This window comes from Nonomuraea sp. NPDC049725 (assembly GCF_040674795.1).
Taxonomy (GTDB): domain Bacteria; phylum Actinomycetota; class Actinomycetes; order Streptosporangiales; family Streptosporangiaceae; genus Nonomuraea; species Nonomuraea ceibae.
Window position 1 is genome coordinate 1 of sequence record NZ_JBFANJ010000031.1, and the last position, 13,126, is coordinate 13,126.

Here is a 13,126-nt window from a genome sequence, read left to right on the forward strand (position 1 = left end):
CGTGATCTGGCACAACGACAAGACCGGTCAGCCCATCGCCCGCTCACTCACCGCCTACGACCACTGATCCCAACCCCTTGGAATCAATCATCTAGCGGGACCCGCCGGGTCAGCCGGGCCGGCGGCCGTACCGGGCGCGGAGGGCGGATTTGTCGGGCTTGCCGGAGCCGGTGCGGGGCAGGTCGTCCATCAGCCACAGCCGCCGGGGCTCACAGGCCGGACCGAGCGCCCCGCGCACCAGCTCGCGCAGCTCCGACTCATCGGCCCGCCCGGCGACGGCCGCCCCCACGCCCCCGTCCGGCAGCGCGAACACGGCGGCGTCGGACACCCCGGGGTGCCCGGTGAGCACCTGTTCGACCGGATAGGCGTGCACGCCGGGCGGCAGCCCGCTCCCGGCCCGGTCCACCAGGAACAGGTGGCGGCCTTCGGCGGGCGGCGTGAGGCGGCCGAGGTCGCCGGTGCGGACCCAGCCGTCGCGCAGCGTGGCCGCGGTGAGCCCGGGGTCGCCCAGGTAGCCGGTCATGACCTGCGGCGAGCGCGTCCACACCTCGCCCACCTCGCCGTCCGGCACGCGGGCGCCGCGCTCGTCGCGGATCTCCAGCTCCACCCCCGCCACGGCCCGGCCCACGGACGCGAGCAGCCCCGGCCGCGCGTGGTCGGCGGGCGACAGGGTGGTGACGAACCCGCCCTCGGTCAGCCCGTACGACTGCCGCACCACGCGGCCCAGCGCCTCGACGGCCTCCCGGCTGCGGGCCGGCACCGCCGGGGCTCCCCCGTACAGGATCTGGCGCACGCCGGGCACGTGGCCGAGCCGCCGGGCCAGGCCGTAGAAGCCGAACGGCGGCCCGGCCAGCACATGGGTGACGCCCTCGCGGGCGATCAGCTCGCGTTCGCGCCCGGTGTCCTCGGCGGTCGCCAGGACCGCCGTGCCGCCGGTGGCCAGCGTCCACAGCGCGGTCAGCGTGGGCAGGTGGAAGCCCGGCCACACCAGGAAGCGCCACGCCCCGGGCCCTATCAGCGCCCTGGCCGCGCCGAGCTGCGCGGCCTCGACGGCGTGGCTGTAGGCGACGGCCTTGCGCTCCCCCGTCGTGCCGTTGGTGAACGTCACCGACGCCAGGCCCCGGCCGGCCGGGATCGTCGCCGTCCCGGCGCCCGCGGTGGCGAGCAGCCGGTCGAGCGGGCCGTGGACGGGCACCGGGCAGATCCGCAGCAGCGCCTCGGCGTCCTCCTGCCGCCCGGCCTCGTACAGCAGGGTCGTGGCGCCCGTCGCGCGCATCGCGCGGGCGGCGGTCTCCGGCGGCAGCCCGGCGGGCACCAGGATGGCCGGGCAGCCGAGCGCGAGCGTCACGAGCCGTCCGGCGAGCGACTCCGGCCGGCCGCCGTACAGCAGGGCGATCGCCTGCCCGGCGCGCACGCCGCGCGCCTCCAGGGCGGCGGCGGCCGAGGCCGTCATGGCCAGCACCCGCTCCCCGCTCAGCCGCTCCTGCCCGCACACCAGCGCGTCCCGGGGCCCGGCCGCGGTCAGCCCGCGCACCAGCGCCTCCCCGAACCCGGGCGTCCGGGCGGGCCTGGACCGCCCGGAGGCCCGGCGGCCGGCCCGCAACGGGTCCGGCCCGCCGGGCGGAACCCGGCGGGCCGTCGTCCCGCTCATCCCGCCCGCCTGCCCAGCAGCACCGGCAGCGACCGGGTGCTGTTGCCCAGCACCGTGCCCAGCGGCCGGGTGCCGCTGGCGGGCCCGGCGAGCTTCATCTCCGGGAAGGCCGAGAACAGCGCGGCCAGCGCCACCTCGCCCTCCATCCGGGCCAGCGGCGCCCCCAGGCAGAAGTGCGGCCCGTGCCCGAACGACAGGTGCCCCGGCTGCGGCGCCGCCGCGTCGAACCGGCAGGCCCGCTCGCCGTACTGGTCGGGGTCGCGCCCGGCGGAGGCGAAGCAGGCCAGCACCGCCTCCCCCTTCCGCACCGTGACCCCGTCGATCTCCAGGTCCCGTACGGCGTAGCGCATCGGGAAGTGGGCGACCGGCGAGTCCCAGCGCAGCGTCTCCTCCACGACCGCGCTCCACGGCAGCGAGCCGCCGAGCACGAGGTCGAGCTGGCCCGGCTGGGTGAGCATGGCCCGGATGGCGTTGGTGATGAGGTTGACGGTCGTCACATGCCCGGCGATGAACAGCAGCTCGATCGTGTCGAGCAGCTCCGAGCGCGTCAGCCGCTCCCCGTCCTGCTCGCGCACGCTGATCAGGTCGGTGATCACGTCCTCGCCCGGCGTGCCGCGCCGCACCTCGATGACCTTGTCGAGCAGCACGTACAGGGCGTCGCGGGAGCCGCTGACGTCGTCCGGGCCGTCGCCGACGCGGGCGGCCACGTCGGTGAGCTCGTGCAGCTCGTCGCGCATGCCGGGCGGGATGCCCATCAGCTCGGAGATGACGTCGCGCGGCAGCGGGTAGGCGTAGTGCAGCCGCAGGTCGACGGGCTCGGGCGGCAGTGCGGCCAGCTCGTCGACGAGCGCGGCGGCCATCCGCTCGATTTCGGGCCGCAGCCCCTGCACCCGGCGGGCGGTGAACGCCTTGATCAGCGGCCCGCGCAGGCGCTTGTGGGTCTCGCCCTCGGAGTTCAGCATGGACGTGTCCGAGGTGATCTTCTCCACGGCCGTCGCCTTGCGGACTTCGGCCCGGCCCTCAGGAGCCCAGTGGCTGACGTCCCTGGACAGGTCGGGGTGGGCCAGCACGGCCGCCAGCGTCGCGTAGCGGGTGGCCGCCCACGCGCGCACCCCCTCGACCTCGACCGGGACCAGCGGCCCCGCCTCCCGCAGCCGCTCGTTGTCGGCGTGCACGTCCGGGGTGGCCGGGTCGAGCACGAAGGCCCGCCCGGTCTCCCGGCTCTCCTGTTCGGTCGTCATGGTCATCCGGCCCTTTCCACGGCCAGGTCCGCGACGTCGAGCCACGGGTCCTTGCCCAGGTAGAGATCGCGGACGAGCTCCCCGGCGGCTGGCGCGTTGCACAGCCCGTGCCCGGAGAACCCGGCCGCGTACAGGAACGCGGGCGGCCCCGGCCGGTGCCCGATGAACGCCGTCTTGTCCGGGCTGGCGTCCCGCACGCCGCTGATCGCCGGGTGCAGCGCCACCCCGGCCAGGCGCGGGTACGTGGCGGCCAGCCGCTCCGCGACGCGGGCGCGCCAGGCCTCCCTGTCCCGGTCCGGGTAGCCCATGCCGATCAGGATCCGGTCCCCGCGCAGCCGCATGAGCAGGCCGCTCGCGGCGTGCAGGGTGACCGGGACGGACGGGATGGGCGACAGCTCGGTCAGCGGGTCGGTCAGCAGCAGCTCCTGGGTGACCGGCTCGGTGAGCGGCAGGTCGACGCCCGCCGACCGGGCGAGCGGCGCGGACCAGGCGCCGGCGGCGCACACGACGGCCTCGGCCGTGATCGTGCCGTCGGTGGTCTCGACCCGGCCCCGGTCGGGGTCGACGGAGAGCACCGGGCAGCCGGTGCGCAGCTTCGCCCCGGCCCGCCTGGCGCCCTCGGCGTATCCGGCCACGATCGCCGCCGTGTCCGACACGTACGCCTGGGGCGACCAGGCGGCGGCCAGCAGCGGCAGGTCGGGGCCGACGAGCGGGTTGAGCCGGCGGGCCTCTCCCGCGTCGACGAGCTCGACGCGCACTCCGGCCGCCCGCTGCGCGGGCAGCTCGGCCTCGATCGCCGCCACCTGTTCCGGCTCGGTGAGCAGCACCAGGTAGCCGACCTGCCGCAGCGGCACCTGGGCGGCCGGCCGCGACCCGAAGGCCTGGTAGGCCTCCAGGCTGCGGACGGCCATCGCCGAGCTGACCGGGTTGCCCGCGAAGTACGACCTGACGACGTCGGCCGTGGCCCTCGACGCGCCGGACCCGAGCTCGCCGCGCTCCAGCAGCACGGTGCGCACCCCGGCCTCGGCCAGGTGGTAGGCGATCGACAGGCCGATGACCCCGCCGCCGATGACGACGACCTGCGCCTGCGCGTTCACCCGAGCGCTCGCACGCGCCGCAGGTGGTCGCCCACCTGCCAGGGGAACAGGTGCAGGTTCCAGCCGCCGAGGCAGTTGACGTACAGGGCCATGTGCGACATGACCGCGATGAAGTCCTCGCGGTCGTCGAGCCGGTCCAGGACGTCGAACAGCCTCTCGGTGAACCCCCACAGCGTCTGCAGGCCGCAGTAGCCGAGGAACTCGGCCGGGGTCTTGGCCAGGACCCTGGCCATCTGGTGCAGCGACTCCATCGGCATCTGCTCGTGGGCGGCCCGCACCAGCCCGCCGTAACAGGCGTAGCCGAGCGGCCGGGTCTCGCCGTTGACGAACAGCAGCGTCGTGAGGACGGTCTCGAAGCTGCCCGCGTTCGAGGTGATGCGGCCTTCGTGCAGGTCGACCAGTTCCTGCGGCGGGACCAGCCAGATCCGCTCGGTCTCGGCGTGCAGGTCGGCGATCAGGGCGTCGACCTCCGGGTCGGACACGGTCAGGCGGGGCAGGCTGTGCCCGAAGCTCTCACCGGCCCTTCTGACCTCGGCGATGACGGGTTTCTTGGTGCGGTAGACCGCCTCCCAGACGGCCTGGCCGGCCTCGACGAGCGTGTCGAGGTCGCCTTCGGTGATGCGGCCGATGGGCGTGGCCGGCATCGGCTCGGTGAGTTCGCCGTACTTGATCCCGAGGTGTTGCAGCCGGGATGAGAAGATCGTGCCGTCGGGCACGGTCCGCCGGTCCACCGAGTGCGTGGCTGCTTGGTGCAGCATCTGGTGGACCGGAGCTACGTGATAGAGGTGATGGCCCGCCACCAGGGCATGGCCCTGCAGGCTGCGGTACGGCAGCGCGTCCCACAGGCTCTGTGCCAGAGCGGCGTTGCGCTCGTCCAGTTCTGCCGTGACGGCCATGCCCAAGCTGGGCCAGCCGATTTCTACGCGTCTCACAGTAGTCACAGTGTGTATTTGTACCCATGCATATCGTGACATATCAGGAGGGGTGCCTGGTTGTCCTTTGCGTTGTTACGCTCGGCTGGCCAAGTAAGCGCTTCCTTGCCCCCGGAGGGACGATGCACTGCGATCCCCGGTTCGCCCGCGTGCGCGAGGTGTTCGAGCGGCAGTTCGCCGACGGACAGGAGCTCGGCGCCGCCTTCGCCGTCTACCATCGCGGCGAGCTGGTCGTCGACCTGTGGGACGGGATCGCCGACCGGCACACCGGGCGGCCATGGCTGCGCGACACCCCGGCGTTCGCGTACTCCTGCACCAAGGCGCTCACCGCGACCGTCCTGCTCCAGCTCGCCGAGCGCGGGCTGGTGGACCTGGCCGCGCCGGTGGCCGACGTGTGGCCGGAGTTCGCCGCCCGTGCGGTCACCGTCGAGCACCTGCTCACCCACCAGGCCGGGCTGCCGGTGATCGAGACGCCGGTGCCCGTGGCGGAGTTCGGCGACCAGCCGGCGATGGCCGCCCGGCTGGCGGGCCAGGAGCCGCTGTGGGAGCCCGGGTCGGCGCACGGCTATCACGCGCTCACGTACGGGTTCCTCGTCGGCGAGGTCGTGCGGCGGGTGACGGGCAAGTCCGTCGGCGAGCTGGTGGCGGCGGAGATCGCCGGGCCGCTCGGGCTGGACCTGTGGATGGGCGCGCCGGACGACGTCATCGCCCGCGCCGCCCGGATCACGGGCCCCGCCCGCCGCCCCGCGACGCCCGCCCCGGAGCCCGCCCCGGAGGCCCCCTCGGAGGCCGCCGCGCCCCGTGAGGCCCCTGGTGGGGGTGACGTGGTCGACCGGATGGCCGCGGCGGCGCGGGACCCGGAGAGCCTGATGAACCGGGCGCTCGGCAACCCGGCGATGCGGCTCCTCGACGGCGGCGCGAACCACCCCGTCATCCTGCGCGCGGGCTGGCCGGCGGCGGGCGTCGTCACCACGGCCGCCGGGCTGGCCGGCTTCTACCGGGCGCTGGTGGCGGGCGAGCTGCTGCGGCCCGCGACGCTGGCCGACGCGATCCGGCCCCGGGTCGCGGGGCCCGACCGGGTGCTGGTGGTCGACAGCTCGTTCGGGCTCGGGTTCATGCGGCCGTCGATGACGTTCCTGATGCCGTCGCGCACGGCGTTCGGGCACAGCGGGATGGGCGGGTTCCTCGGGCTGGGCGATCCGGAGCACGAGCTGGCCGTGGGCTACGTGATGAACCGGATGGCCGACATGGTGTCGGGCAGCATGCGGGCCTACCGCCTGACGGAGGCGGTGTACGCGTCGCTGCCGGATATTTCGTGACAACCGGAACCTCGGGTGAGAACGTCGAATCCTGGACGGTCTGCCTTGGGGGTTCGACTTGGTCCCTGGTTATCGCGACGTACGCCAGCTGGGCGAGGGCCGGACCGGCCGCGTCTTCCTCTCCACGTACCAGGCCACCGGGGCGCACGTGGCCATCAAGTACCTGAACGCCACCCTGCGCCGCGACGACGCCTTCATGGCCCGCTTCGCCGAGGACGCCGCGATCCTGGTGGAGCTCGACGACCCCGGCGTGGCCAGGACGTACGAGTACGTGCGGACGGGCAGCCGGGCGGCGGTCGTGACCGAGCTGGTCGACGGGGTGTCGCTGCGCGCGATCCTGGCCGAGCACGGCCGGGTGCGCCCCGAGGCCGCGCTCGCCCTGGTCAAGGCCGTGCTGGGCGGTCTGGCCGCCGCCCACGAGCGAGGGCTGGCGCACCGCGACGTCCAGCCGGGCAACGTGCTCGTCCAGGCCGACGGGGCCGTCAAGCTGACCGACTTCGGCGTCGTGGCGCACGCCGAGGAGCCCGGCGTCCCGCCCGGCAGCCCGCCGTACATGTCGCCCGAGCTGTGGACGCGCGGCGAGGCCGGGCCGCCCGCCGACCTGTACGCGACGGCGTGCGTGCTCTTCGAGGCCGTACGGGGCCGCGTGCCCTACCGGGGTGACGACGTCCCGGCGCTGCGCGACAGGCACCTGGTGGAGCCGGTGCCGCTGGAGGTCGCCCCGGACTCCCTGCGCAACCTGCTCCGCCTCGGCCTCGCCAAGGACCCCGCCGCCCGGTTCGCCTCGGCCCGCCGGTTCGCCGCCGAGCTGGAACGTGACGCCCTCACCGCGTACGGGCCCGAATGGGAGAAACGCGGACGCCGCCACCTGGGCGAGCTGGCCACCCTGCTGGCCCTCCGGTTCCCGCTGGCCGACGCGGCTCCGGCCGCACGACCCCGCGCGGAGGCGACGGCTCGCAGCTCCCCCGCCGCCTCCCCGTCCGGGGACGCGCCCCGGCCCTCCCGTGGGGCGCGGAGGGGGCGCGGGCCGGCGTGGGCGGCCGGGGTGCCGACGCATCTGTGGCTGGCGGGCGCGACGTTGGTGGCGGTGGCGGTCACGCTGCTGATGACCGAGGGCCGGGTCCCGCCGGGCGCGGTGCTGCTCCCCCCGGACGACACCCCGAGCGCGCTGGACCCGGTCACCACCACCCCCGACAGGCGCGACCCGCCGCCCGGCACCGCGCCCCCCGCCGACCGCCGCGCCACGCGCACGCCCACGCGCACGCCGACGCCCCGGGCCCCTACGGCGACGGCGTCGGCGGTGCGGCCGTCCGCCGCGCCCACCCCGACCCCGCCCCCGACCCCGCCCCCGACTCGGCCGCCGGCTCCCCCGTCGGTGCGGGAGGCGGGCGTCCTGGCCTGGGACGGCTCGGCGGGCTCGGTGCGCGTCCTGGCCGACGGCCCGGGCCCCATACGCCTGCGGATCGCGTACCTGCGACGGGAGAACGGCGGCGAGGCCCGCGAGGTGGGCCAGGAGACGCGCACCCTCACGGGCCGCACCGCGTACACGGCCCAGGTGGGCCGCACCCCGGCGGCGGTGCCCTGCGGCGACCGGGCGTACCTGGCGATCCTCGCCATGACGGAGCCGGCCGCCGCCAACGGCCCCCAGATCCGCGAGGTGCCCGTGGACGGCCCTCCGTGCCCGACCCGCACCCCCGCCACGCCGTCCCCGTCGCCCGCCACCACCCACCCGACGCCGGAGGCGGCCCCGGCCACCGGCTGAGGCCGGGCACACCGCAGGATGCGGCGGCGCGGCCGGACGCCGGATGCTGGGAGCACGACCAGCTCAGGGGAGGCCAGTGTGAGGCTCGGCAACGTGCTGATTCCCGTCACCGATCTGGACCAGGCGATCGCGTTCTACGGGCTGCCGGTGCGGTTCCGGGACGGCGACAGGTTCGCGGCGCTGGACGCGGGCGGGGTGACGATCGCGCTGGCCGGTCCGGCCGAGCACGTCACCGCGTCGGCCGCGCCCTCGTATCGGGTGGACGACACGGCGGCGGCGGTGGCGGAGCTGGCGGCGCGCGGCGCCGAGGTGGTGCGGGCGCCGGAGGCGGGGCCGCACGAGACCCGGGCGGTGCTGCGCGACCCGTCGGGCAACGTCTTCGTGCTCTATTCGCCGCTCTGAGCGGCGCCCCGGACCGGCAGCCCGTCGCGCACCCAGGCGGCGGGGGTGACGAACAGCCCGGCCGCCTCCACGAGCACCGTGCCGTCGGGCGCGCTGATGCGGCCGCCGGCCCAGTTCTTGCGGCCCTCCGACCGCGTGTGCTCGGCCGTGGCGACGACGGGGGCGCCGTACGGGACCATCGCCCGGTAGGTCATGGTGAGCGAGACGGTCACGCCCGCGAACCCGGCGGCGGCGTTGGCCTGGCCGAGCAGGTGGTCGAGCACCATCGCGCTGATGCCGCCGTGGACGCCGCCGGGCGGCCCCTCGTGCAGCGGCCGGAACGTCACCTCGGCCCGCACCCCGGCCGCTGTCCGCTCGACGACGAGCGGGAGGGCGAACGGGTTCGCCGCGCCCACGACGGCGTTGCCGAGGGCGCGCAGGCTGCCGTCGGGGGCGATCTCGTACGGGTGCGGGGCCGGGCCGCCGGATCCGCCGAGCCGCCTGGTCAGGGCCTCCAGCTCGGCGGCGACGGCGGCCAGCTCGTCCGGGGGCGCGCCGGTGGTGGCCACGGCGTCCATGAGGCGTCTGGTCCGCTCGGCCAGCTCGGTCAGCGCCTCAGCTCTGGCTCCGTCGGTGGCGGCCTCGATCGTCATGATGGTCCACGCTACCGAATTCCGTTCTAAACGGGAACGACACGCCCGGTTCGGTAGATCTTTTGAGGTTTTATCACCTTTGTCGTGACACTTCCGTAACATAGCTGACCTGCGGTATCGGCCATGGGCAACGGATGGCAGTGTCTTTGCGCGTGCTTGACCTGCCGTTACGTGCCGGTAGCCTCCTGCATCACGGACGAACACAGGTCTCCGGTTCGTCACGACCGTCCCAGGACTACCCCTGGTACCCCGGGACGCTCGTGCCGAAACCGGCCCGGCTCGGAAGGGTTCCCCCGCACTTCCATGACGACCCCAGAGATGAAGAAGTTCATCGATCTTCTCGAGAGCCAGCTCGGCTACTCGGAGAAGGCCGGCGCGTACACCAAGTTCGGCGACTGGTACGGCTCCAACGTCGAGTTCGACGCCGACTACACCGGCGCGCCCTGGTGCGACATGTTCCTCTCCTGGGCGGCCACCAAGCTCGGGTACGAGGAGTGGATGGGGCAGTTCGCCTGGACCGTGGCGCACGCCAAGTGGTTCAAGCGGCAGGACGCCTGGGGCACCAAGCCGCAGCCCGGCGCGTTCGTCTTCTACGACTGGAGCGGCACCAACGACATCGACCGCATCGACCACGTCGGGGTCGTCACCCGCGTCGAGGGCGGCCGGATCTTCACCATCGAGGGCAACATCGACGGCGGCGTCGCCAAGCGCAAGGAACGCGACACCAGCAAGGTCGTCGGCTACGGCTACCCGTGGAAGATCAAGGAACGGCTGGACGAGAAGGAGGCCCAGCGCGTCCTGAAGGAGGCCGGCACCCGATCCGCCGAGGCGGGCACCTACCAGCCGTCCGAGCAGCTCACGACGCTGATCCCGCGCGCCGAGAGCGACCTGCGCATCCCCCTCGCCGCCCCCACGCCCGGGGCCCGCACCGGCTCGCTGCAGAACCTGGAGATCGCCTCGCCCGACTCCGGCCGGACCGAGTCGGGGCGGGCCCAGCCCAAGACCGAGTCCCGCACCCGGCCCGACGCCCCCGCCACGGCCGCCAAGCCGGCCAAGGACGCCAAAACCGCCACCGCGCCGCAGGCCCAGGTGGGAGCGCCGTCCGCCGACGGCAAGGCCGCGTCCGCCGCGCCCAAGCCCGGCAAGCACGCCAAGCACTCGACCGCCGACACCAGCGCGGCCACCACCGGGCCGATGCCCGCCATCGTGGACGCCTCCATCGCCACCCCGGCCGCGCCCGCCGACTCCACCACGCTGGTCACCTCCGCCCTCGTCGCGGCGCTCGCGGTGCTGGCCATCGCCAAGACCAGGAGCCTGCGCCTGCGCCCGGCCGGCCGTGCCGTCGCCGCCGCCGCTGTCGCCGCGCCTCCCGCCGCCCCGGCCCACCGCCGCCGCAAGCCGCGCAAGCGCGTCTCCCTGGCCGCCAGGCGCGACGCCGTCGAGCTGGCCGCGCCGCCCAAGCTCCTGGACGCCGCCGAGCCCGTCAGCGCGCTCCGCTCCCTCCAGGACACCGCCACGCCGGTCACCACCCCGCGTGAGCCCCTCGTCGTCCCCACCGCCGCACCGGCGACCACAGGGCCGTTCGAGCCCATCGTCATCCCGGTCACCGCCTCGGTCGCCCCCATCGTCATCCCCCCGGCGACGACCCCCTTCAACGCCTTCACCCGCCTCCCGGAAACCACCGGCGAGTTCGCCCGCATCCCGGCGACGACCGGCGAGTTCGCGCGGCCGGTGTTCTCGGACGGGGCCGCGCTCGTGCCGGGGGGCAGCGCCGACACGTTCGACGCGTTCGACGCGTTCGCCCGGCCGCCTGTCCGCCAGCACGGTTACGCCGGGCGGCGGCGGCGCTACGAGCATCCGATCGAGGAGCCGGGGTTCGCCGCCGACGCTCCCCCGCGCGGGCGCCGGCACCGCAACGGGGGCGTGTCGCCGCAGTACCTGGAGCCGTTCGCGCAGGACGCGCCGCTGCGTGGCCGCCGCCACCGCACGGCCGCCCAGCAGGCGCGTACGGCGGCGCACCAGCAGATGGCGCTGACGGGCCCGCCGCAGCGGCAGTCGTCGGAGGACACCGCCCCCTCCCGGGGCGGCGGCGCCCGCCGTACGGCCCACCAGCGCCGGGGCCGTCACCGCGCCTGACCGGACCCCCGGGCCGGAGGGCGGGCGACGGGCCCGCCCTATGCTCGGGAGGACCACGAGCCGCGAAGGAGTCTCATGTCCTACCCCGAACCCCGCTATTTCGGCGAGAGCGGCGAGCGGAACGCCGTGCTGCGCCCCGCCGACGCGCCGCCCGACCTGCAGATGGGCGGCGGAGGCGCCGCCCACTACCTGGGCACGGGCGCGAGCACGAACGGCGCGTTCGGGCTCTACCGGTGGGAGATGGGGCCGCGGCCGTCAGGCCCGGCGCCGCACTTCCACCGGACCATCACCGAGTCCTTCTACGTGCTGTCCGGCACGATCCGGCTCTACGACGGCACGACCTGGATCGACGGGAAGCCGGGCGACTTCCTGTTCGTGCCCGAGGGCGGCGTCCACGCCTTCCGCAACGAGTCCGGCGAGCCGGCGTCGATGCTGATCCTGTTCACGCCGGGCGCGCCGCGGGAGGCGTACTTCGAGGAGAGCGTGGCGCTGATGGCGAGCGGCCGGCAGCCCAGCGCCGAGGAGCTGGCCGACCTCTACCTGCGCCACGACCAGTACATGGTCTAAATCAGACCGAGGGCGAGCATCGCGTCCGCCACGCGGCGGAAGCCGTCGATGTTGGAGCCGGCGACGTAGTTGCCCGGCATGCCGTACTCGTCGGCGGTCTGCAGGCAGCGGCCGTGGATGTCGCGCATGATCTCCTGGAGCCGGTGCTCGGAGAACTCGAACGTCCAGGAGTCGCGGCTGGCGTTCTGCTGCATCTCCAGGGCGCTGGTGGCGACGCCGCCGGCGTTGGCGGCCTTGCCGGGGCCGAAGGCCACGCCCGCGTCAAGGAAGATCTTGATGCCTTCGGGCGTGGTGGGCATGTTGGCGCCCTCGCCGACGGCCAGCAGGCCGCCTTCGACGAGGTGGGCGGCGTCGCGGCCGGTGATCTCGTTCTGCGTGGCCGACGGCATGGCGACCTGGCAGGGCACCTCCCACACGCTGCGGCCGGGCACGAACGAGACGTGCTCGCCGCGGCGCTCGGCGTAGACGTCGAGCCGGGCGCGCTCGACCTGCTTGATCTGCTTGAGCAGCTCCAGGTCGATGCCCTTGTCGTCGAGGACGTAGCCGGAGGAGTCGGAGCAGGCCACGACCGTGCCGCCGAGCTGCTGGACCTTCTCGATGGTGTAGACGGCGACGTTGCCGGAGCCGGAGACGACGACCCGCTTGCCGTCGAACGACGTGCCGCGCGCCTTGAGCATCTCGTCGACGAAGAAGGCGCACCCGTAGCCGGTGGCCTCGGTGCGTACCTGGGCGCCGCCGTAGGCGAGGCCCTTGCCGGTGATGACGCCGGACTCGTACCGGTTGGTGATGCGCTTGTACTGGCCGAACAGGAAGCCGACCTCGCGCCCGCCGACGCCGATGTCACCGGCGGGGACGTCGGTGTACTCGCCGATGTGGCGGTAGAGCTCGGTCATGAAGCTCTGGCAGAAGCGCATGATCTCGCGCTCCGAGCGGCCCTTGGGGTCGAAGTCGGAGCCGCCCTTGCCGCCGCCGATGGGCAGCCCGGTGAGGCTGTTCTTGAAGATCTGCTCGAAGCCGAGGAACTTCACGATTCCCAGGTAGACGGACGGGTGAAAGCGCAGGCCGCCTTTGTACGGGCCGAGGGCGCTGTTGAACTCGACCCGGAAGCCGCGGTTGATGTGCACCTCGCCGCGGTCGTCCTCCCACGGCACGCGGAAGATGATCTGCCGCTCGGGCTCGCAAATACGCTCTATGATCTTCGATTCGGCGTATTCAGGGTGCTTGCCGAGCACTGGGCCGATGCTTTCCAGCACCTCGCGCACCGCCTGGTGGAACTCGATCTCCCCAGGATTGCGGCGCAGGACGTTGTCATAGATCGACGACAGTTTCTCGTGCAACACGGATTCTCCCCACTCATTTGCATTCGCCCCTCACCTTAAGAGGTGCG

Annotated in this window: 11 protein-coding genes; 5 read left to right on the forward strand and 6 right to left on the reverse strand. The window is 74.2% G+C overall.

The features are described from left to right. Positions 1 to 109: 109 nt before the first annotated feature. The 4 genes from AB0J53_RS43745 to AB0J53_RS43760 are packed head-to-tail and all read right to left on the reverse strand — an operon-like array spanning position 110 to position 4,921. Positions 110 to 1,651, reverse strand: a complete 1,542-nt coding sequence (locus tag AB0J53_RS43745; RefSeq protein ID WP_364183898.1) for a class I adenylate-forming enzyme family protein — start codon at positions 1,649 to 1,651, stop codon at positions 110 to 112. Further along, positions 1,648 to 2,892 carry a cytochrome P450 gene (locus AB0J53_RS43750; protein WP_364183901.1) on the reverse strand — a complete coding sequence of 415 codons (1,245 nt, stop codon included), beginning with the start codon at positions 2,890 to 2,892 and terminating at the stop codon, positions 1,648 to 1,650. The genes AB0J53_RS43745 and AB0J53_RS43750 overlap by 4 nt, the downstream gene beginning before the upstream one ends. 2 nt (positions 2,893 to 2,894) lie before the next feature. Next, positions 2,895 to 3,989, reverse strand: coding sequence for an FAD-dependent oxidoreductase (locus tag AB0J53_RS43755; RefSeq protein ID WP_364183904.1), 1,095 nt, complete (start codon positions 3,987 to 3,989; stop codon positions 2,895 to 2,897). Beyond that, positions 3,986 to 4,921, reverse strand: a complete 936-nt coding sequence (locus AB0J53_RS43760; RefSeq protein ID WP_308126003.1) for a hypothetical protein — start codon at positions 4,919 to 4,921, stop codon at positions 3,986 to 3,988. Before AB0J53_RS43760 ends, AB0J53_RS43755 begins: the two co-directional genes overlap by 4 nt. A gap of 122 nt (positions 4,922 to 5,043) precedes the next feature. Here AB0J53_RS43760 and AB0J53_RS43765 point away from each other — a divergent pair, with 122 nt between their 5' ends. From AB0J53_RS43765 to AB0J53_RS43775, 3 genes are all read left to right on the forward strand, one after another. Next, positions 5,044 to 6,240: a serine hydrolase domain-containing protein gene (locus AB0J53_RS43765; protein WP_364183907.1), complete on the forward strand. Its 1,197-nt coding sequence runs from the start codon at positions 5,044 to 5,046 to the stop codon at positions 6,238 to 6,240. A 58-nt stretch (positions 6,241 to 6,298) separates the two neighbouring features. Further along, positions 6,299 to 8,002 carry a serine/threonine-protein kinase gene (locus AB0J53_RS43770; RefSeq protein WP_364183909.1) on the forward strand — a complete coding sequence of 568 codons (1,704 nt, stop codon included), beginning with the start codon at positions 6,299 to 6,301 and terminating at the stop codon, positions 8,000 to 8,002. 78 nt (positions 8,003 to 8,080) lie between these two features. Next, the gene (locus tag AB0J53_RS43775) at positions 8,081 to 8,404 is read left to right on the forward strand and encodes a VOC family protein (RefSeq protein ID WP_308125985.1); all 324 of its coding nucleotides are present in this window, start codon (positions 8,081 to 8,083) and stop codon (positions 8,402 to 8,404) included. Here the strand turns inward: AB0J53_RS43775 and AB0J53_RS43780 are convergent. Continuing rightward, positions 8,389 to 9,036: a PaaI family thioesterase gene (locus AB0J53_RS43780; protein ID WP_364183914.1), complete on the reverse strand. Its 648-nt coding sequence runs from the start codon at positions 9,034 to 9,036 to the stop codon at positions 8,389 to 8,391. The two genes, AB0J53_RS43775 and AB0J53_RS43780, sit on opposite strands and share 16 nt — an antisense overlap. Positions 9,037 to 9,339: 303 nt before the next feature. Between AB0J53_RS43780 and AB0J53_RS43785 the strand changes: the two genes are divergently transcribed. Next, positions 9,340 to 11,172, forward strand: a complete 1,833-nt coding sequence (locus AB0J53_RS43785) for a CHAP domain-containing protein (protein ID WP_364183917.1) — start codon at positions 9,340 to 9,342, stop codon at positions 11,170 to 11,172. A 75-nt stretch (positions 11,173 to 11,247) separates the two neighbouring features. Continuing rightward, positions 11,248 to 11,739: a cupin domain-containing protein gene (locus AB0J53_RS43790; protein ID WP_219509836.1), complete on the forward strand. Its 492-nt coding sequence runs from the start codon at positions 11,248 to 11,250 to the stop codon at positions 11,737 to 11,739. On the opposite strand, the gene gdhA is transcribed toward AB0J53_RS43790, so the two are convergent. Next, complete coding sequence (gdhA, locus tag AB0J53_RS43795) at positions 11,736 to 13,079, reverse strand: NADP-specific glutamate dehydrogenase (protein ID WP_219509837.1); 1,344 nt, start codon at positions 13,077 to 13,079, stop codon at positions 11,736 to 11,738. The genes AB0J53_RS43790 and gdhA overlap by 4 nt on opposite strands. Between the last annotated feature and the right edge of the window lie 47 nt (positions 13,080 to 13,126).